The 20,283-nt window shown below is 43.5% G+C and carries 21 protein-coding genes and 1 tRNA gene; 10 read left to right on the plus strand and 12 right to left on the minus strand.

Annotation, left to right across the window (positions count from 1 at the left end; genetic code table 11):
* Nucleotides 1–136 precede the first annotated feature (136 nt).
* On the plus strand, nucleotides 137–1,681 hold the full coding sequence (locus BMX95_RS18965; RefSeq protein WP_081203640.1) for an IS1182 family transposase: 1,545 nt from the start codon (nucleotides 137–139) through the stop codon (nucleotides 1,679–1,681).
* A 169-nt stretch (nucleotides 1,682–1,850) separates the two neighbouring features.
* On the opposite strand, the gene thrS is transcribed toward BMX95_RS18965, so the two are convergent.
* On the minus strand, nucleotides 1,851–3,794 hold the full coding sequence (thrS, locus tag BMX95_RS18970) for a threonine--tRNA ligase (protein ID WP_081204112.1): 1,944 nt from the start codon (nucleotides 3,792–3,794) through the stop codon (nucleotides 1,851–1,853).
* A 127-nt stretch (nucleotides 3,795–3,921) separates the two neighbouring features.
* On the opposite strand from thrS, the gene BMX95_RS18975 reads away from it, so the two are divergent.
* Together BMX95_RS18975 and BMX95_RS18980 are read left to right on the plus strand one after the other, a co-directional pair.
* Complete coding sequence (locus BMX95_RS18975) at nucleotides 3,922–4,374, plus strand: VOC family protein (protein WP_081204111.1); 453 nt, start codon at nucleotides 3,922–3,924, stop codon at nucleotides 4,372–4,374.
* A 41-nt stretch (nucleotides 4,375–4,415) separates the two neighbouring features.
* On the plus strand, nucleotides 4,416–5,198 hold the full coding sequence (locus tag BMX95_RS18980) for an alpha/beta fold hydrolase (RefSeq protein WP_081204109.1): 783 nt from the start codon (nucleotides 4,416–4,418) through the stop codon (nucleotides 5,196–5,198).
* A 107-nt stretch (nucleotides 5,199–5,305) separates the two neighbouring features.
* Here BMX95_RS18980 and BMX95_RS18985 read toward each other — a convergent pair whose 3' ends face one another.
* Both BMX95_RS18985 and BMX95_RS18990 read right to left on the minus strand, forming a co-directional pair.
* Complete coding sequence (locus tag BMX95_RS18985) at nucleotides 5,306–5,953, minus strand: peptidylprolyl isomerase (RefSeq protein WP_081204108.1); 648 nt, start codon at nucleotides 5,951–5,953, stop codon at nucleotides 5,306–5,308.
* A 115-nt stretch (nucleotides 5,954–6,068) separates the two neighbouring features.
* Nucleotides 6,069–6,929 (minus strand): SDR family NAD(P)-dependent oxidoreductase, encoded by an 861-nt coding sequence (locus BMX95_RS18990; protein ID WP_081204106.1) that lies wholly within the window; start codon nucleotides 6,927–6,929, stop codon nucleotides 6,069–6,071.
* 68 nt (nucleotides 6,930–6,997) lie between these two features.
* Here BMX95_RS18990 and BMX95_RS18995 point away from each other — a divergent pair, with 68 nt between their 5' ends.
* Nucleotides 6,998–7,348, plus strand: a complete 351-nt coding sequence (locus BMX95_RS18995) for a winged helix-turn-helix transcriptional regulator (protein WP_081204156.1) — start codon at nucleotides 6,998–7,000, stop codon at nucleotides 7,346–7,348.
* A gap of 52 nt (nucleotides 7,349–7,400) precedes the next feature.
* On the opposite strand, the gene BMX95_RS19000 is transcribed toward BMX95_RS18995, so the two are convergent.
* From BMX95_RS19000 to BMX95_RS19010, 3 genes are all read right to left on the minus strand, one after another.
* Complete coding sequence (locus tag BMX95_RS19000; protein WP_081204105.1) at nucleotides 7,401–7,991, minus strand: hypothetical protein; 591 nt, start codon at nucleotides 7,989–7,991, stop codon at nucleotides 7,401–7,403.
* Nucleotides 7,992–8,026: 35 nt separating this feature from the next.
* The gene (locus tag BMX95_RS19005) at nucleotides 8,027–10,474 is read right to left on the minus strand and encodes an ABC transporter permease (RefSeq protein WP_081204103.1); all 2,448 of its coding nucleotides are present in this window, start codon (nucleotides 10,472–10,474) and stop codon (nucleotides 8,027–8,029) included.
* Between the two features lie 126 nt (nucleotides 10,475–10,600).
* Nucleotides 10,601–11,167 carry an NADPH-dependent FMN reductase gene (locus BMX95_RS19010; RefSeq protein ID WP_081204102.1) on the minus strand — a complete coding sequence of 189 codons (567 nt, stop codon included), beginning with the start codon at nucleotides 11,165–11,167 and terminating at the stop codon, nucleotides 10,601–10,603.
* 62 nt (nucleotides 11,168–11,229) lie between these two features.
* Here BMX95_RS19010 and BMX95_RS34550 point away from each other — a divergent pair, with 62 nt between their 5' ends.
* The 5 genes from BMX95_RS34550 (at nucleotide 11,230) to BMX95_RS19030 (ending at nucleotide 13,850) form a co-directional block, all read left to right on the plus strand.
* The gene (locus BMX95_RS34550; protein ID WP_177193703.1) at nucleotides 11,230–11,370 is read left to right on the plus strand and encodes a RidA family protein; all 141 of its coding nucleotides are present in this window, start codon (nucleotides 11,230–11,232) and stop codon (nucleotides 11,368–11,370) included.
* 127 nt (nucleotides 11,371–11,497) lie between these two features.
* A tRNA-Pro gene (locus tag BMX95_RS19015) sits at nucleotides 11,498–11,571 on the plus strand.
* A 176-nt stretch (nucleotides 11,572–11,747) separates the two neighbouring features.
* Nucleotides 11,748–12,035 (plus strand): hypothetical protein, encoded by a 288-nt coding sequence (locus BMX95_RS19020; protein WP_081204100.1) that lies wholly within the window; start codon nucleotides 11,748–11,750, stop codon nucleotides 12,033–12,035.
* Nucleotides 12,036–12,242: 207 nt separating this feature from the next.
* Nucleotides 12,243–13,052, plus strand: coding sequence for an oxidoreductase (locus BMX95_RS19025; RefSeq protein ID WP_081204099.1), 810 nt, complete (start codon nucleotides 12,243–12,245; stop codon nucleotides 13,050–13,052).
* A 6-nt stretch (nucleotides 13,053–13,058) separates the two neighbouring features.
* Complete coding sequence (locus tag BMX95_RS19030) at nucleotides 13,059–13,850, plus strand: helix-turn-helix domain-containing protein (protein WP_081204097.1); 792 nt, start codon at nucleotides 13,059–13,061, stop codon at nucleotides 13,848–13,850.
* 43 nt (nucleotides 13,851–13,893) lie between these two features.
* On the opposite strand, the gene BMX95_RS19035 is transcribed toward BMX95_RS19030, so the two are convergent.
* Both BMX95_RS19035 and BMX95_RS19040 read right to left on the minus strand, forming a co-directional pair.
* Nucleotides 13,894–14,994 (minus strand): hypothetical protein, encoded by a 1,101-nt coding sequence (locus BMX95_RS19035; RefSeq protein ID WP_177193704.1) that lies wholly within the window; start codon nucleotides 14,992–14,994, stop codon nucleotides 13,894–13,896.
* A gap of 346 nt (nucleotides 14,995–15,340) precedes the next feature.
* On the minus strand, nucleotides 15,341–15,754 hold the full coding sequence (locus BMX95_RS19040; RefSeq protein ID WP_081204093.1) for a hypothetical protein: 414 nt from the start codon (nucleotides 15,752–15,754) through the stop codon (nucleotides 15,341–15,343).
* Between the two features lie 523 nt (nucleotides 15,755–16,277).
* Between BMX95_RS19040 and BMX95_RS19045 the strand changes: the two genes are divergently transcribed.
* A complete protein-coding gene (locus tag BMX95_RS19045; protein WP_165759097.1) occupies nucleotides 16,278–16,703 on the plus strand; it encodes a cupin domain-containing protein in 426 nt (141 codons plus the stop codon).
* A gap of 53 nt (nucleotides 16,704–16,756) precedes the next feature.
* Here the strand turns inward: BMX95_RS19045 and BMX95_RS19050 are convergent, their stop codons facing one another.
* The 4 genes from BMX95_RS19050 to BMX95_RS19065 are packed head-to-tail and all read right to left on the minus strand — an operon-like array spanning nucleotide 16,757 to nucleotide 20,043.
* Nucleotides 16,757–17,551 (minus strand): hypothetical protein, encoded by a 795-nt coding sequence (locus BMX95_RS19050; RefSeq protein ID WP_081204089.1) that lies wholly within the window; start codon nucleotides 17,549–17,551, stop codon nucleotides 16,757–16,759.
* A 22-nt stretch (nucleotides 17,552–17,573) separates the two neighbouring features.
* Complete coding sequence (locus tag BMX95_RS19055) at nucleotides 17,574–18,272, minus strand: DUF1826 domain-containing protein (protein ID WP_081204087.1); 699 nt, start codon at nucleotides 18,270–18,272, stop codon at nucleotides 17,574–17,576.
* Nucleotides 18,273–18,288: 16 nt separating this feature from the next.
* Entirely contained in the window at nucleotides 18,289–19,200 is a 912-nt protein-coding gene (locus tag BMX95_RS19060; protein ID WP_081204085.1) for a helix-turn-helix domain-containing protein, read from the minus strand.
* A 42-nt stretch (nucleotides 19,201–19,242) separates the two neighbouring features.
* Nucleotides 19,243–20,043 (minus strand): SDR family oxidoreductase, encoded by an 801-nt coding sequence (locus tag BMX95_RS19065; RefSeq protein ID WP_081204083.1) that lies wholly within the window; start codon nucleotides 20,041–20,043, stop codon nucleotides 19,243–19,245.
* Nucleotides 20,044–20,283 lie beyond the last annotated feature (240 nt).

Genomic DNA, 20,283 nt, shown 5'->3' on the forward strand with positions numbered 1-20,283 from the left:
GAGGCTGTCTCAAAAGTAATTTGAGGCGGCCTTTTTTCATTTTCAGTTTTTAAGGCGTGTTTATCCACAAAAGCACTGTATAACTAAAGCTTCTTAGGGATTAGTAATAAGAACTGGTTTTGTTGTTTTTAAGGGTATGGCAAGAGGAAAAACATTATCGGTTGTATTTAAAAGCAACTTCCAGAACCAGGCGATGTTACTTCCGCCTGATTTAAATGAGATGATTGCAGCTAATCATCCAGTTCGGGTTGTAAACGAAGTGTTGGAGAAGGTGGATATAAGTGAGTTGATCAAACAGTACAAACCTGGTGGTACCAGCAGTTACCATCCCCGCATGCTGCTCAAAGTGCTGGTATATGGATATATCAATAACATTTACAGTAGCCGTAAAATTGAAGAAGCAGTATCACAGAATATAAACTTCATGTGGTTAGCGGGCATGAGCACCCCTGATCACAATACTATCAATCGCTTCCGCGGACAACGTCTTCAAAAAACTTTACAACCCATCTTTACTCAGGTTGTCTTATTGTTATGTGACGAAGGACTACTGAGTATCAAAGATTTATACACAGACGGTACTAAGATAGAAGCCAATGCCAACCGGTATACATTTGTATGGGGCAATACAATCAAACATAACAGGGAGAAAATAAAACAGCAATTAAATGAATTGTGGCAATATGCCAAGTCTGTTGCAGCCTCAGAATTAGATGATACAGATCCATCGGGCTTTGACAAAATAGATTCAGAAAGTGTTACCCGGACCGTAGATGCGATTAATGCTGCGCTTAAGGATAAGAAAATAGCCAAAGACAAAAGGCAAAAATTAAACTATGCAAAAAAGAACTGGCCAGCCAACCTGGATAAATATGAAGAGCAGGAAAAAACAATGGGTGAGCAAAGAAACAGTTATAGCAAAACAGATAAGGACGCCACCTTCATGCGCATGAAAGAAGACCATATGAAAAATGGCCAGTTAAAACCAGCCTATAACGTCCAGATCAGTACTAATAATCAATACATAGCCTCTTACAGTATCCATCAAAACACTACTGATACTAATACCCTGATTGACCATCTTAGCCAACACATAAGCAACTTCAAACAAAAGCCCAATAACGTTACCGCTGATGCAGGTTATGGAAGTGAAGAGAATTATCAATGGCTGGAAAAAAAGCGCATCACAGCTTATGTGAAGCACAACCAGTTTGACCGGATGCAGAATGAAACAATCCGTAATAAAACTCCATTTAGTATAGATAAGCTTATCTATGAAGAACAGAACAACCAATACCTTTGCCCAATAGGCGAACCAATGAAACATGTTGGTTGGACGATTGAAGAAACAAAAACAGGCTATCCAAAAGTGATAGATAAATATAAGGCTTCAAACTGTGAAGGCTGCTTTTTATATGGAACCTGTCACGGGCAAAAAGGTGATCGAATAATAGAGGTCAGCCTTAACAACCAACGCCTCAAAGAAAAAGCGGAAAAGCGATTAAAGAGTAAACGAGGCATCCAAAAACGCAAACAGCGTTGCTTCGACACAGAACCTGTGTTCGCAAATATTAAATATAATCATAATTTTAAACGCTTCATGCTACGAGGTAAAGAAAAGGTAGCAGTTGAAACCGGTTTACTGGCACTCGCACACAACTTAAGGAAGAAGGCGGCCTAAAAGCCCTTGAATCACTTCGAACTTTTTAAAAATATCTTCCGAAAACATCTACTTTAAGAAAATCTTACTTCAATTCTATTACGCTCTATACATCGCCATAAAACAGAAAAAAGGCGCCTCTTACTTTTGAGACGCCTTCTTGAAAATTGTCTTTATTACAATAAGCTGATTACTCAAAAGGTTTACGGCTGATCACCTCATCCTGCACCAGTTTCGTGAATGCTTCCACGCTCATGGTGCCGAGATCTCCTTTCGCCTGGCGGCGTACTGCTACTTTTTCCTCGGCTTCTTCTTTTTCACCGATCACAAGCATATACGGTATTTTGGCCAGTTCCGCCTCGCGGATCTTTTTCCCGATCTTTTCGCCTCTGTCGTCTATCTCTGCGCGTATTTCCACTTTTTTTAGCAATGCTGCCACTTTCTCTGCATACGGCACAAACTTGTCGCTGATCGGCAGCAGTTTTACCTGCGTAGGGGTGAGCCAGAGCGGGAATTTGCCTGCACAGTGTTCTATCAGTACTGCTATGAAACGTTCCATGGAACCAAAGGGTGCGCGGTGGATCATCACCGGGCGGTGCGGTTTATTATCCGCCCCTACGTATTCGAGTTCGAAACGCTCGGGGAGGTTGTAATCCACCTGAATGGTGCCCAGCTGCCATTTACGGCCAAGGGCATCCTTCACCATGAAATCCAGCTTCGGGCCGTAGAAAGCCGCTTCTCCGTATTCTACTACAGTGTTCAGTCCTTTTTCGGCGGCGGACTCGATAATGGCCTGTTCGGCGAGGTTCCAGTTCTCTTCGGAACCGATGTATTTGGAACGGTTCTCTTTATCCCGCAGCGAGATCTGTGCGGTATAGTTTTCAAAACCGAGGCTGCCAAAAACGTACAATACGAGGTCGATCACTTTGATGAACTCCTCTTTTACCTGGTCTGGCCGGCAGAACAGGTGGGCATCGTCCTGAGTAAAGCCGCGAACGCGGGTCAGGCCGTGAAGCTCCCCGTGTTGCTCGTAACGGTATACGGTACCGAATTCCGCGAAGCGGATCGGCAGGTCTTTATACGATCGCGGGGAGGTTTTGTAGATCTCACAGTGGTGTGGGCAGTTCATGGGTTTCAGCATGAACTCTTCCCCTTCTTCCGGCGTGTGAATGGCCTGGAAGCTGTCTTTCCCGTATTTCTCATAGTGACCGGAAGTTACGTAGAGGGCTTTATTGCCGATATGTGGGGTGATCACAGGCAGGTAGCCACTTTCGATCTGTGCTTTCTGCAGAAAGTTCTGAAGGCGTTCGCGGAGCATGGCGCCTTTGGGCAGCCAGAGCGGAAGGCCGAGGCCTACTTTCTCGGAGAATGCGAACAGGTCCAGTTCCTTGCCCAGCTTGCGGTGATCACGTTTTTTGGCTTCTTCTATCAGTGCCAGGTGTTCGTCCAGTTCCTTTTGGGAAGGGAAAGTGACACCGTAGATGCGGGTCAGCATCTTGTTTTTTTCGTTCCCCAGCCAGTATGCGCCGGCAATGTTGGTGAGCTTAACGGCTTTGATGAAACCGGTGCTCGGGATATGCGGCCCACGGCAGAGGTCGGTGAACCCGCCCTGGGTATAGAATGAAATGTTGCCATCTTCCAGCCGGTCGATGATCTCCAGTTTGTAGGGATCGTTCTTTTCAGTGAAATACCGGATCGCCTCCGCTTTGGGGACTTCGCGGCGGATGTATGGATTGTTCTGTTTGGCCAGTTCCTGCATCTTCACTTCCAGCCTACGCAGCTCTTCCTCGGAGATCTGGCGGCCGTCGAGGTCCACATCGTAGTAAAAACCTCCGTTTTCAAGCGGAGGACCGTAGCCGAACTTCACTCCCGGATACAGGGATTCCAGCGCCTCGGCCATGAGATGCGCGGAGGAGTGCCACATGGTGGCCTTGCCGTCAGCATCCGTCCACGTCAGGAGTTGAATGGTTCCGTCCTGCGTAATGGGGCGGGACGCATCTATTACCTGTCCGTTTACTTTTGCTGCCAGCACCTTGCGGGCGAGCCCTTCGCTGATGGATTTAGCGATGTCCATGGCAGTAATACCTTGTTCGTACTGCCTGACTACGCCATCCGGGAATGTAATGTTGATCATAAATCCTTTTTTCTCAAATAATTAGCTTGCGAAATTACAAAATCAATTACTAATAATGAAGTAAAACGCTCCCAATAAGGGCGAGGTGTAGTACTTTCAGACAATTATAACTTTTGATTTTAACACTATGGCAAAAAATAACCTTTTGACAATGCACAATGTCGGCATCGTTGTAGAATCCCTCGATGGTGCCATCTCTTTTTTTACTGAGTTAGGGCTGAAGCTGGAAGGGCGGGCCACCATAGAAGGGGAGTGGGCCGGGCGCGTTACCGGCCTGGGTTCCCAACAGGTAGAGATCGCCATGATGGTTACCCCCGATGGCCACAGCCGGTTAGAGCTTTCCCGGTTTCTTACCCCGCCAACGATTGCTGATCACAGAACTGCGCCGGTCAACGCACTCGGATACCTGCGCATCATGTTCAATGTTGGCGATCTCGACGAAACGCTCAACAGGCTTTATAAACAGGGCGCCACACTCGTTGGTGAAGTGGTTCAGTACGAGGATGTTTACCGGCTCTGCTACATCCGTGGGCACGAAGGATTGCTCATCGGGCTGGCAGAAGAACTCGGTAAGAAATAAGAAGCGTAATATTGCGGTCAACTTTGTAAGCAACCGTACCTATGGCTAAAACATATGCTCCCAAACAGACAACCACCCACGGCCATTTAGTTCAAGTCAGAGATATTGAGCTATACTATGAAGAATATGGAGCAGGTAAGCCATTGGTGCTTTTGCATGGGTTTGGCGGGTGTACACAGAACTGGCATCCCTTTATCACATCGCTCTCTGCGCGCTATCGACTGATCATTGTAGACCTGCGCGGCCATGGTCACTCCACCAATCCCCGGAACACGTTCACGCACCGGGAAGCAGCGCAGGATGTTTTCCTCCTGCTGGAAAAGTTAGGGATCGGTCAATTCTCGGCTATGGGAATGAGTTCTGGCGGAATGACGTTATTGCACATGGCAACGAGCCAGCCTAAGCGCATCGACTCCATGGTATTAATTAGTGCAACTTCTCATTTCCCCGATCAGGCCAGGACCATTATGCGCAGAGCTTCATTCGGCACCATGCCCCCGGTGGTAAAAGAAATGTATAGGGAGTGTGCAAAACGTGGCGATGAGCAGATTCATCAGCTCATTACACAGTTCAACGCGTTTGCCGAAAACTACGACGATATGAATTTTACTGCTCAAAGTTTGTCAGCCATTTCGGCTCGTACGCTCGTGGTACACGGTGATCGCGACAACTTTTTTCCTGTTGAAATTCCCGTAAGCATCTACCGTTCTATACCAAATGCTTCGTTATGGATTATTCCCGGAGGCGACCACGTTCCCATTTATGATGCCACAGTCCCATTTACTTCAACAGCCCTGCAGTTCCTTGATGGCAATAGTAATTAGCGGAATTTAAAACATGAATTATGGATCCCAAATATAAAAATCCTGATGTCATTGCTTCAAGGTGGAATAATCCGCCCCAGTACCCGGCTCATTTTTACATGGTAATTTTACTCCTTCACCACGCTCGCCCTTTTTATATAATCAAGTTTCGGGAAATTCCGCTTCAGGTAATCGTTGCCTGAAGCAAAAAGCGAATCCTGGTGACCGGCCCTTATGCCGCCGCCCGATTGTTCCCCGTATTCTGAAAAAAGTGCGTCTGCCACCTCCATACCACTGATGATCTTTGCAAATGGAACAAACGGCTCGGTATCATGGGTTGCACTGTTATCGCGCAGGTTGATAAAGATCTGTGTCGTTCTTCCATTAGGATCTTTGAAGGCATAGGCCAGTGTTCCCCTGGTATTGGATTCCTTGCGCGGATCATCGGGGATGTTCTCCTTACGCCATGCCTGTGCAATCGCCGGATCGGCGGCTATTCCGAACTGTGCCCATAATTTAGCACGAACGCGGAAGAAGGCAGCATCGTTATAATAACCATGCTGTACAAGATTATAAAACCTGTCCACCCCATTGGGTGCCCACTCGCGTTTTAACGCCAGCAATATATTACCCCTGGTGGTTTCCAGCAAGACGTTGAAAGCAGCCGGCGCCTGCTTTTTAAACGCAGCATCGGTTGGTGTAAGCAGCAGTTTGTACTGCGACTGTGCCGCAAATGAGCTGCCGATTATGAATAATGAAATGATCGTCATTCTCATGCTGAAAAATTAAAGAAGGTGAGTGAAGTTATACTTACATCACTACATATACTTAATGTTTCTTAACCAATAGATATCACATTTTGCTCATTTCAGATAGTTTAACCACCAGTTGTTATCTGCGAAAGCCGGTCTGCAGCAGGCAATAGTCCCAGATAAGTTGTTCGCGTTCCGGCGTGAAATACTTCGTGCTCTTTTTAGCCAGTTTCCTGTCTACAAAATAATCACCTGATTTACCTGGCAGGTTTTGTTCTGTGGTCAGGTATACCATGGTGTCTGCACCAGTTTCGGGGCTACGGAAGAAAGATCGGGCCAGCTTGCTGACAAAATTCAGTACCGGGCCGAGGTTACTGCCTATACCAAAACTCGTAGCTACCGCTCCCGGATGAATTGTATAGGCCCGTACATTGGTAACGCCATCCCGCTCCAGCTGTGCAGCCAGGTGCTGGGTATTCCAGATCAGGAATAGTTTCGCATTGCCATAGGCACATAAGGGATTGTAGTGGTTTTCTAACTGAATGTCATCAAAGTCCGGCTTTGCATTTAATTGGTGAGAGTTAGAGGCTACGTTGATAATACGGGCATCATTGCTCTTTACCAATAAGTCCATCAATAAGTGCGTGATCAGGAAGGGGGCCAACACGTTAACTGCAAACGTTTTTTCAAAACCCTCTCCGGTTGTCTCCCGCTCTTTGCCCATAAGACCGCCCGCGTTGTTGATCAGTATATCAAGGCTTGAAAATTGCCCATGTATCTCATCACACATCCTGCGCACGTCTGCCAGGTTATAGAGGTCGGCCGTCACCGAATAAATCTGGTCGTTCCCGCTAACAGCAATAATCTCTTTTCTTATTAATTCCGTTTTTCCGGAGTTTCTTCCATGAATGATTACCAGGTAACCTTGCTTCGCCAGCGCCAGTGATGCGGCCCTGCCAATACCACTGGTGGCACCAGTGATCAATACCGTTTTTGCCATTCTTATTTTTTTCAAAGCTAATAGCAGAATGGTATATTTTTGATGCCAGTTACCTAAAGGATACCAACATGGCGAAGAAAGAATTAAGTATAGAGCAGAAGATCAAGTATGTGCAAGACACGTTATTCGTGATCAGTGGCAAATGGAAACTGCCCATCATGATGGCTGTTAATAACGGCAATCAGCGTTTTCGCGACATCCAGCGCGCGGTGCCCAATATTACCACCCGGGTACTTTCCAAAGAACTCAAAGATCTGGAAGAAAACCGGTTGTTGGTACGCACCGTGTATGACTCCCTGCCAGTCACTATTACCTACACCGTTACACCATATTGCAAAAGTCTTAAACCGATGGTGGATGAAATGATCAAATGGGGGGAACGCCACCGTGCAGAACTGAAAAAGGCAAGGAATGATTGAAACAGCTTTATGACAAAGTAATGCACAGCCGTTAACCAAAGTAGTACTGCAACTACATGCCAGATATAACAACAGCTTCAAGATGAAATTTCTTTCCAATACGGATATGCGGGTAGAAACTCCAGTGCAATATTGTGCCTATCAAAAAGACCGCCGATCCAATGGCAAGCCCTTTTAATTTTTCTTGCTCAAAGGGCGGTTCATTCTGGATGAGGTCGTTGGCAATGTTTAAAACTACATATCCTGCTCCGGCTACCTGAAATATAAAGCCATTCCGCACCCAAACAAATTTTTCATGCCCCAGGATGACACGAACGCGGTTGTTATCATGAACAATCATTTCCTTTTTTGTAGGCAGGGCATATATATCTTTCAAGCTAAATATATATCCTCGATAATGAGTTGTGTCTACCCCGGATAATGTGTACCGGATCGATTCACGGGTGAGTGAGAATGAATCGTTATGAATATTGGTAATAATACCGTGGATCCATTCGCCGTCATTTCTCTGAAACGTTATTCGGGAATCTTTCCAGAAATAACGAAGAGGCCTGTGCCTTTTTTTTAAAACCAGATACCCATTCTGGGAGAAGGCAACAATCGGAAGTGAAAAGGCAAGGATAAGAAAAGTAGTTTTGTACATGGTTCAATTATATTATAACCTGGCTTTTGAAAATACTATTCTTTTCGCAAAGCATGAACAGGGTTCACCAAAGCGGCTTTAATCGATTGATAGCATACTGTGCAGAATGCAATGAAAACAGCAATAATGCCAGCCAGCACGAATACCCACCAGTTTATTACAATACGAAACGCAAAACCATTCAGCCATTGGTGCATCGCATACCAGGCAATTGGCGAAGCAACTGCAATAGCTATCAATACCAGTTTAATAGTGTCCTTACTTAGTACGAAAACAATTTGTCCAATTCCTGCCCCCAGCACTTTCCTGATGCCCAGTTCTTTGGCGCGCCGTCGGGCAGAAAGGGTGGCCAGTCCGAACAAGCCCAGGCAGGAGATACAAATGGAAACCACCATGGCGATGTTCATCAGGCTGACAGTTTGTTTTTCTTTCTCATAAAATTTGGCGATCGCTTCATCAAAAAAAGTATACTTAAACGGATCATAAGCATAAATTTCTTTCCAGCACTTTTCAACTTTTGAAAGGGTAGTTTTAATATGGCTCGGGTGTTGTCCCCTGGTCTTTAACTTTATATTCAACAGCCTGGTAAACTCTTTGGAAGTGGTAAAAACAACCGGCATTAAAGGCTCTTGTAAAGATTGTGAATGAAAATCAGCTATAACACCAACAATGGGTCGTTTTACAACGCCACCGGGAGGAACTATTGTTTCGACTGTTTTACCCACGGCATCTTCTGGTTTTGTAAAGCCCAATCCTTTTGCACAGCTTTCATTTACCAGGAATTCTTTTATGGAATCGCATGCCTGAATATTGCGTCCGGCTAACAATTTTATATCATATAACGGAACAAAATTTTCATCACCCCATTCCAGGATGGTGGCTATTCCTCTTTCCACTTTGCCTCTGTATATAAGCGGATTGAAAAAGTGTAGTTTTGCAAGTGGTGTTCCTTCGCTTATACTTACCGCTTCTACCTCCGGCAATTGCCTGATCTTTTCTGCCAGCACATTTTTTTTATCAGCGGCATAATCCATATCTGTTTGTATGGTAATGATAGCGTCTTTCGCAAAACCAAGGTCTTTGTGTAGCATGTACTGCAACTGGTTACCGGTTACCAGAGTTGCTATAATAAACACCATGGAAATGGTAAACTGAAACACGATCAACCCTTTAATAAAATAGCCGCGCCGGTTCCCTTTTTGCATTCCGGCTCCTTTCACTGAAATGGCAGGCTTTACAGATGATAAGACTTTAGCAGGGTAAATGCCGGCCAGTAGTGTAGTGAATAAACCAACTGCTAATAAAAACAACCAGGTTGATGCACTAAAAAAGGAGAAGGTAACACCTTCAGGAATAAAAGTCTTAAAAACAGCTAAAAGGCCGTATATGCCTGCAACAGCAAGTGCAAGCGCTAAACAGGTCAGGATGAAAGTTTCGCTCAAAAACCTTGCAACAAGTCCCCTGACCGAACTGCCGCAAATTTTACGAATGCCGGTTTCCCTGGCCCTGTCAATGGATTGGGCCGTGGATAATGTAATGAAATTAATAATCGCAACAATAAGAATAAACCCAGCAATGGCCATTAAGCCATACAGTGTCGGCAAATGAACTTTCCTTGAATAGTTATCGGTGTACCTGGCATCAAAATGTACAGTTGATAAGGGCTGCAGAAGCCAGGTTGTTTTGCTGTCCTTTGCTGGTTTTAAATACCGGCTTCTAAGGTTTGTCAGTTGAGTATTGATGTTAGCTTGCGGAACATTGTTCGCCAGCTTAACAAATACCTGCTGATTGGTATAGCCATCGTTCCATGATTGCGAAGCTGCATCTATTTTAAGTGTGGTAATGGAGATAAAATCCTTGAAAAAGAAATCAGAGTTTTTCGGTGGATCTTTCACAACGCCGGCCACCCGAACGTTTACGGAATCGTTATAGGTAACAATTTTATTCAATATATCAGCCGGAGTACGTGAACCAAAATACTGCCGGGCTTTGCTTTCAGTAAGTACCACCGTATTAGGTTCCTTTAAGACGGCAGGATTTCCGGCCAGCCAGTCATAATGAAAAAGGCGAAAATATTGCGGTTCGGTAGCCACAATATCTGAAGATTGTCCTTCTCTGAATAATGGCCTTGCAAATTTTTTTAATGGCAATCCATTGTCTTGTATAATTACCGTTGCTTCGTAATTTAGAAATACAGCAATCGTTTCCAGACCGGTTACTGCGTTCCGTATGACAGGTATAGCAGGGGAGGGAATAGTGCCGCTGTGATCTTCGCCAGACTCTGATAAATAGGTGTCACTAACGACCCTGAATATTCTTTTTTTGTCAGGATGATAGTTATCGAAGCTTAACTCAAACCTGGTGATAAGAAAAATAACAAGGCAGGTGCTAATGCCCAGGGAGAGGCCAAAAACATTGATAGCAGCAAACGTTTTATGCCGGGTAATATTACGCCAGGCAGAAGTCAGGTAATTTTTGATCATGCCGGAAGATTCTATTTCAAAATAGTGCTAAAATTTTTTTATGAAATAAAATCCGACAGCCGGGGTGTGATTTTATGGATTATTTAACTGAATTGGATATAAAAAAAGCACCGAAGTGCTTTCTATTTATTTGTTTCGCATTGTTTTCAAAGCCTCGCTCCAGCTTTCCAATCCTTTTAGCATCGCTTCGGCTGATTTTATGATTGGTTCACCCGGTTGAAATACGCCATTGTCGTCAATAAGCTTTGCAAAGAAAGGGATGTTAACCTGATCAGTAACAGGCATCATGTGAACGGCAGAAACTACCTGCTTCAACATTTGCGTGGCACGAAGACCGCCGGAAACACCGCCATAACTTACAAACGCAACCGGTTTATTCATCCACTCGTTATAAAGATAATCTATTGCATTTTTTATTGGAGCAGGGAAGCCAAAATTGTATTCGGCCAAAACAATAATAAATGCATCTGCGGTATTAATTGTTTCGCTCCACTTTTTTGTATGCTCATAATGATATTGTTTGAGCCGGGGATGATTTGGTTCATCCATGAAAGGGAGATTGATTTGGGCCAGGTCCAATAACTCGATATTATATCTGTTATTTTGCTTAGCTAAATCAGTAATCCAGTTTGCAATGGCTATTCCTTTTCTGCCTTCCCGGGTTGTTGAGGTGATTATTTTGATAGTATTCATAACGTGGTTGACTAAGTCGGAGTAATGCGCAAATTTCGTGCTACCTTTTTACAAGTGTCATAATGCCCCTTAAGCTGTTGGAAGCAAACCTAAAAACACTGATGAAATACCTCGGCAGCCATGCACCAGCCCGAACGGTTATTTGCTGCCAGTTGCTCGATAAAGGATGGAAATTGGAAATTGAGGCGGTAGCAGCCAAATAAATTTTACATTTTCCAGCATATTTTTCAGGAAATCAATTTTTTAAGCTACATTTGCAGCCCCAAAGGCAGAATAGTAAGGAGTAAAAGTCCTTGTAAAAGAGGGTGTTGAAACTTAAGATGCCGAGTTCGGGTGGTGGCGCAGCCCGGTAGCGCACTAGCATGGGGTGCTAGGGGTCGCAAGTTCGAATCTTGTCCACCCGACTTCGCCCGCCAGAGCTTTAAGCGATGGCGGGCTTTTTTATTTTTAAAACAGTCCCTTATCACGCGGGCTACGTTGGGCGAGACCCGACTAAGAAATCAGTTCTCAGTTACTATTCAATCATAATAAGTTCCATGAAAAAGCAATTCGACGGCTTGTAGTTACCAAATAACTACACATGAAACGTCACAGGTGTTTGAAAGAAACCACCGATAGCCGGACCTACAATCTGGTAAGAAAAGAATTATATGCAGCTTGTTCCCGTTGTCCCTGGCATCCGACCTTTTGGCGGACCTGTATTGACAATCCATATACACCAATGTATATGGAGAATGATACAAGACAGATCAGGAACCATCCCAACTGGAAACTGGTTTCCAGGAACAGAAAACAATGGATGAAGAAGCGTTTTATTGAAGTAAAACAACGTTCCAGGAGTCGTTTTGTAACGTACTACACCTGGTAAATGACAAGCCCTGACACGTAAAATAGAAAAGCGTTTCAGGGCTTTTATCATTTGTATATAGCCTGAAGGCGGCAAAGGCTAATACGGTAAAATCATTACGTACCGAATAACTTCCCCTCTGGGCCTTTCAGAAAACAAATTTGGACTTTTCAGAAAACCTGTACCCGGAAAGGCAGTCTAATTTTGTGCCATACAAGTTTAATAATTATGGCAAAAACAGTATTAGTTACAGGAGCTTCGGCAGGAATTGGAAAGGCGACCGCTATTTATCTGGCACAAAACGGTTACAACGTGTACGGCGCTGCACGCAGAACTGAAAAAATGCAGGATTTAAAAAATTACAGTATTAAACCCATTGCATTGGACGTTACAAAAGAGGGAAGCATTACGGCTTGTATTGAACAGATCTTCACAGAAGCAGGAAATATTGATATCTTGGTAAACAATGCAGGTTTCGGTTCTTCTGGCGCGGTTGAAGATGTACCTATGGACGACGCACGTTATCAATTGGAAGTAAACGTATTTGGAGCAATGCGTTTAACGCAGTTAGTGCTGCCGAAAATGCGACAAAATAAATACGGTAAGATCATAAACATTTCTTCTATTGGCGGCAAAATTGCGTTTCCACTATCTGGTTGGTATCATGCAAGTAAATTTGCCATAGAAGCATTGAGCGACACATTGAGAATGGAAGTAAAACCATTCGGCATCGACGTAATTGGGATTGAACCGGGCGGAATAAGATCAGAATGGGCAGCGATTGCAAATGAACATATGATGCGTATTTCAGGAAATACGATTTACAAAGAAATAGCAGCAAACGCAGAAAAAGCTACAGCAAATATGAACTTGCCAGAACCGATCGTAATTGCAAAATTGATTAAAAAGAGTATCGAAGCCAGGAACCCGAAAACACGTTATGCTGGAGGATTCGGAGCAAAACAAATTTTGGCGGCACGAAAAATTGTTTCAGATAAACTAATGGACAAAATAATTATGAGCCAAATGAAAGGATAGTTTTATATGCAGGAACCAGGGCAACATAATATCGCGTTATTTTCCTGTTCAACTGATGAATTTGGACATGATCCTTTTGTTTATGAGCATTGGTTGGTTTTGATCGTTTCGGGAAGATCAGAAATGTTTTCAGATGAAAGGATCGTATCGTATCCCCAGGGAACGTTGGGTTTGATCAGAAAAAATCAGTTGATAAAAACGACTAAAAAAGCAGACGGGGAAAAACCGTTTAAGTCGATCAGCATTTGTATTGACCAGCAAACGTTGAAAAAATTCAGTGCTGAATATGGCGTAAAAGCAGAGGGGATTTACACAGGCGAACCTTTTGTGCTGTTAGAAAACGATGTGTTTATGAGATCCTATTTCAATTCAATTATGCCCTATTTTGCTCAACCCGAAAAACTGACACCGGTTTTAGCACAAATAAAAACTACCGAAGCCATTGTACTATTACTTCGCAATGCTGCGTTGAAAAACTTTTTGTTCGATTTCAGCGAACCGCACAAAATAGACCTGGAAGCATATATGAACAGGTATTTTTCGTACAACGTTCCTGTTACGCAATTTGCAAAACTTACAGGACGAAGCATTTCATCGTTCAAACGTGACTTTGCGAAAATTTTCAATACAACACCTGAGAAGTGGTTGCAAAAACGCAGATTGGAAATGGCGTATTTTCTCATTGCTCAAAAGAACAGGAAGCCATCGGAAGTATACCTTGAAGTTGGCTTTGAAAACCTCTCACACTTTTCCAGGATTTTTAAAAAAGAATTTGGCGTAAACGCTTCCCGTTTGTAATGCAGTAACGGACGCTGTATTAACTATTGCTCAATTATATCTACTAAAATAAAATAGAAGCAGATATTGACAGGGTTGTTCCTGTTTGTCCGCCAGTGTAATAACCAAATACGCTGCTAACGGGGGAGTCTTTCACTGCAATCACCTGCCCATTTAAACGCATATTGCGGGTTTTGAACGGATATAAATTTGCGCCTAGCAGGCATTCACTGGCATTGTTAAATGACCCGTAGATCTGCGAGGTAGCCCCATATACTTCGAGCTTTTTAGGAATGGGAAAAAAGGCTGCCTGCACCATAAATCCGTGATCGAAGATAGAATTTAATGGAAGCGTACCATCAGCATCGAATTTATTGAGGTTGCGGAAGTAGTATTCAAACTGTAGAAAGCCCCCTCTATATTTAAAGCCTGCATCAATGGCGTATTGTGTAAAATTAGCTTCCTGCACGGTTACGCCAGGCGCCAATGCACCGCCAGCAAAAAACAGGCTGGCATCGGACAACCGGATTGCGGTATTATCCGGAGAGTTCTGTGATAAATTACTGTACCGGTTTTCCCGGTGATGTGCAAAGGAACCGCCCATGCGGGTAGCCAGGCTATCGTGGAATTCCCAGTCGCCATAAGCGCCACGCGGACCAAATTCACCGGTACCAGGCATCCACCAGATACTTGCACCATACCCCAAATGCCGGTTCAACTTAGCAGCTGAAATTCCAAGCTCACTGAGATTATCACCCACCATAACATTATAATGCACATTTTTAAAGGGCTCACCTGTGGCCCATACCCCGCTGGTAAAACCCGGTCTAAAATACTCGTCGGCCATCACCCGGTCGGTACCCAGCCAATAGGGATGTGACCCTCCCAATGAACGGGTACCAGGGAATGCGTTTATGCCCGCAGTTAAGTTGAAGTATTTATTGAAGCGAAAGCTCATGGAACCGGCTATGGCTACCTGATTAGTAGCATTTACAGTCCATAACGTGATCATGTAGTTCAGGCGGGGATCATAGATCCAACCCTGTATAAAAGCCTGAACACGGTGCCAAAGGATGTCGTTACGGCCATCCATTTGTTGTGGGTTGCCCAGGTGGTCTTTATATTCCTGAGAGCCAGGCATCTGGTTCATGTATCTGGCAAGCATGTAACCGCTTATATTGAGTACGCCGAATTTAGTTTTTGCCAAAGTAAAACCCTTTCCCGGGTTAATAGCCCCCCACGTTTGTAAATCATTATTATTAAGTGAATCATTCTGGGCATGTATTCTTATAACAATTGAGATCAATATTAAATGAACCAGCAGGAAGTGTTTGATAATAGATTTTCGACTAAGCCTGCCTTTCATTTTATTTAATGCCGTTTATTCTATGACACAGATCAGATATGCAGGTAGGAAGTAAGCCTGTTCTAAAGTTGCCTTCTTTTCTAAAAGCGGGCAACTTTAGCAGTTTTTGGGATCATGGCTTTTGAAATATAAAGCACAGATCAGGTTAAGAAAAATATGAAAAACCGGGAGAAAAGTTTAGGTCGTTCCGTGAAGCCTGTGCCAGCTCATCTTTTAATGCCTGAGATACAAAAATATGTCCATTGAATCCCCATACCTTATATCCCACGTTTTGTTCATAATCTATGGTCTCCGGAGTGATAATATTTAGAAAGATAAGTTCAATATAATCTTCGACTACCGAATTAAACTGGTAGTCGTGTATCCTGACTGGTCGGACATTTACCTGGTCAAAGGCCAGTAGAAAGATATCTTCATATTTCTTGTTAATAAGGGTGTAACTGCCGTTATTCAATATAGAACAGTAATTACCATCCTGTATTACCCTGAAAATGTCCCTTTCATTACGCCATAGTAACAAATTAGTAAAGTCAGTATTGTCTACATTCCAGATATGCATGATGTTTTCAGAATAGAGTTTTGATGCACCGTCTTTGACCGATGTATATTATTTGTATTAGCAATTGCTTCCGCAAGAAAATGCCATTCTACGCATCCTAACTGCGCAGTAAGATTTTATAGCTGTCAAATTATGCATACGCTTCAATTTACACGCAGTCCCTTATCAATGCTTGTAAGGCCGCACTATATATCCCTTACCGGAAACCCATTTCCCAGACTTTTTTACTGCACGCACAAGGTTTGCGTCTATTTCAAACCCGGGATCACTGTCACATTCTACCTCACTTAAGCTCCTATGCTTATCTTTTGTAACTTATATAACTATCCGGCCTCCCTGGCCGTAGCTTTTGGCAGTAAATAAAAAACAAAGTAATATTAATTGAAGACCTTTCATTGCCCATTTTTTAACAGGGGATGGTTGTGTACAACTCAAATATGTGCGAATGTTTAATTTCTTAAGCCAGTTTAAGCAGATGCATAGTCTTCCTGTAGCAATTTGCAATTGCAAAAAAATAGTAACTATGACAAAGTTCGCATTTGGTTTTGTGGTTCTGTCCACAGTATTTGCAGTTAACGCAAAAGCGCAATCTTCATCCCATAATGAAGCTGCCAAACACACAGCTAAAGTACTTTTCCAAAGAGAAATCACGTCCTTGCCAGATGTTAAAGGACAGGAAGCCAAGGTAGTTCTTGTAAACCTGGCTCCAGGCGCAGCAGCCAGTGCACACAGACATCCACAGGCAACAATTGGGTATGTACTGGAGGGCGAAATAGAATCTATATTTGAAGGTAAAAAATATACCTACAAGGCTGGTGATACCTTCTGGGAAGAGCCAAATGGACTACATGAGCAGACCAGAAATGTGAGCAAGACCAGGGAAGCTAAACTGCTTGTATTTTTTATTGGAGCAAAAGGAACACCATTTCTTGTTCCGGAGAAAAAATAATGATGATAAGCCCTGCCACGTAAAATGAAAAGGCGTTTCAGGGCTTTTTTATTTCAGCAAGGATAATTGATCACATATTTGTAACCTTTTTCTTTAGTGTCGAGATTGATTTTTAGTCGCGGGTTTTCAATAGCATTGAGTTGCTCTTCCCTTACATTTGTTACAGAAATAAAGCCACATGTATGCTGTAGCGCCAATTCAGCGAATGCTAAAAATTCGTGCAGGTACTGTTCGGCACCATCCGCTGCTACCCGCAAATTTTCTTTATCAAGCCACATCAATTGCAATTCTTCATAGGTTATCCAGTTCATCACCCCGCCAGTGTAACAATAATAAAGACTTCCATATTTTTGGTACATAACTTGTGAGATGACCTCATCCGCAATTGACCCGTCTTTAGCTTCAATATTACCAGTGAATATCCGGCGGCCCAAAATCAAATGGGGGTTAAAAGCAGCACATTCTGAAAAAATGATCGCCTGTAATAGTATGTTCAGGTCTTCGATCGCAGTAGTATTCATTTGCAGGAATAGATCTTCATCCTGGTGCTGTTTTAACCTGAAATCCTCATACGTTTCTGTTGGCTTTTTTTTCCTGTTTAAGATCTCATAATACTTTTCATGGACCTTAAAATCAGGTTGTAACTGGCGGCAGAGTTCAATCATATGCTGCGTACGGGCTTCGCCATTATCATGCCCCCATAAAATGCTCTTACCTAACGGGGAATCCCAATAATTTTTAAATATGGTTCCATCTCCTTTGAAATCAGGAACAAGATGCTCGAAAAAATAACGGTCATTAAAAATGTGCAGTGTATTCCAATCACCCATGTTAATTAAAAATTTCATTAACAAACTGATATTGATGGCTTCAACAGATCAGCAACAGCCTGTTCTGTCCCGATTTTTCCTTTGGTGCACGGTGAAGACAGGGCGGAACCTGACTTTCAGGATGATCTGTCGCCAGTCTCCAAAGATGACCAAGGCCTAAGTTTATTGGATGTGCACCGGGTTTAGCCTGATAGTGCAGGTCGAAGAAATGCTCACTTAAGAATGATTCGAAACCTTCATCTGGTCCATGATATAGTTTTCTGAGTTCATCACGTAGCTCAGGAATAAGTACTTTTTGTATGCCTTGTGAATTGGGCAATATTTCACTGGAGTCACCATGGTAAGTGCATAAAAATGTATCGACCGGTATAGGAGAGCGGTCTACATGAAATGAATAAACATCAGTTGGAAAAAACGGGTAGGTTTCATCCCGGTCATAATATTTGATCACATTCAGAATGGGCGAGGCGCCATGCGCTTGCAATAGTTCCAGGTCATGTAAAAGAATGTCACGGGCAAGTTGCCCTTGTTCACTCAGCTGAAGTGCATGAAGTTCCTCTTGTTCAATGGTCGTTATATTTCCGCTTAACGCTACCTTTTTAACGATCTCGGAAAAGTCACCTGTTAGTTTACGAGTCCAGCAAATCGCATTGATTGCTCCTTGAAACGGGGTAGTAACAAGGTCGTGAAAATTCGTGACACTTTGAATTTGGTTCTCAGCATGAGATAGATCTATCATGGTTCAAAAATAGCTATTAATTAAACGATTTCCTGAATTCAACAGGGGAGGAGTCTGTTTTTTGTTTGAACAGCTTGTTGAACGATTGGGAATGTTCAAACCCCAGTTGATATGCTATTTCACCGATCGACAGATTGGTGGTGCTGAGTAATTCCTTTGCTTTTTCAATCAGCCGCGCATGTATATGCTGTTGGGTATTTTGTCCGGTTAAGGAGCGCAGCATGTCGCTTAAATATCTGGGTGAGCAATGCAGTTGTTCGGCAAAGAAGGTCACGGATGGTAAGCCGGTCATTAATGCCGTGGCGTCGTTGAAATAATCGTTCAGCAGTTCCTCGAATTGTGTCAACTGATCGGTATTTGCCTGACTGCGGGTTACAAACTGGCGGTTATAAAACCGTTTGCTGTAATTGAGCAGCACTTCAATATGCGCGATCAGCACATCCTGACTAAAATGATCGATGTGCTGGTTCAGTTCGTATTCAATATTCCTGAATACGCCGATGATGATTTCCTTTTCTTTGGCAGAAGGGTAGAGGGCTTCATTGGTCGCATACGTAAAGAAGCCGTAGTTTTTTATTTGCTGACCCAATGAATGGTTTCTGATAAAATCGGGATGGATCAACAGGGTGTATCCGCTGTAATCAGCTTCCTCGCTGGTTTCGCCAATTACCTGGTTCGGCGAAATAAACGACAGGCCGCCTTCATCAAAGTCATAGTACCGTTGTCCATATTTGATCTTCCCTTTGAAATTTGTTTTAAAGGAGATCTTATAAAAGTTAAGCACCATCCCTTTCGAGATGGCACTGGTATCTGCAACAATATCTTTATAATCGACCAGACTTATCAACGGGTGCAGGGGCTTAGGTAAACCCAAAGCCCTGTGCAATTCTGAAATTGAATTAAAGATATAAGGCGACTCTTTTTTCAATTGTTAATGCTTGTTTTAAGGCATCCCGGCGGGGGGGTGGGTTTATATAGCCCACTGCCTTGTTTTTTGGTAATGTGTTTCGGGGCCCAGTTCCAGCCTCTCATTATACAAGGCTGCTGCATCCGGTCCTGCCAGGTATCGCAATTGATCTTTGTTATCGGTAGCTGCTTCATAAATTACGTCAGCAATTTGTTGCGGGGTTGAATAACTGTTTATTTTTTCCTCACTATACCCTTCACTCACTTTTGCCATCAACGGCAGGTACGCGTCATGCTGGGCGCCATCCAGCGAGCGGCCGGCAAAATCAGTTTGAATGCCACCCGGTGCAATGGTCTTTACCCGTACGCCAAAGGTAGCCAAATCATAGGCCATGCATTCACAGAATCCCTCCAATGCCCATTTGGTGGCTGAATACAACGCACAGGTGGGATAACCCACCAACCCAAACATGGATGAGATGGTAATAAAAACACCGTCCCCTTTATTGCGGAAATAGGGTGTGAAGGCTTTCGTCACCCTGATAACACCCAACAGGTTGGTGTCAATCTGCCGGGTGATCTGCGCATCACTGAATGCTTCCAGCGGTCCAATCAGGCCATAGCCGGCATTATTCAACACTACATCAACCGGATACTGTGACAGTACCTGTTGAACCGTATTATCTATTTGTGCGGCATCGGTAACATCCAGTTTCAGGATCATTACATTTTTTAACCGGGTCAGTTCGGTTTCCTTTTCGGGATAACGCATGGTGGCAATCACCTGCCAGCCTTTCGATTGAAATAATTTTGCCGTGGCCTTGCCCAACCCGGCAGACGCGCCGGTAATGAAGATCGTTCTCATATTCCTTGCTGTTTGAATTAATACCCCAAAAGTAGAAGGCCATTGTGGCAGACATGTTGCCGAATTGGTATATGTTGTAGCGGAAATGACCGGCCCGGCCACATACTTTTTCCCTTAATAATTCGTTAACAACACACCTTTACGGAGAAACTCGTAGTTCTCTGTGAAGCTTTGTATTTTTTTAAGCAATCAAGAGTTATTTTTGCACCGGCTTTGCTTGACCGCAATTAGAACCCCAAA

This window comes from Niastella yeongjuensis (genome assembly GCF_900110245.1).
Taxonomy (GTDB): Bacteria; Bacteroidota; Bacteroidia; order Chitinophagales; family Chitinophagaceae; genus Niastella; species Niastella yeongjuensis.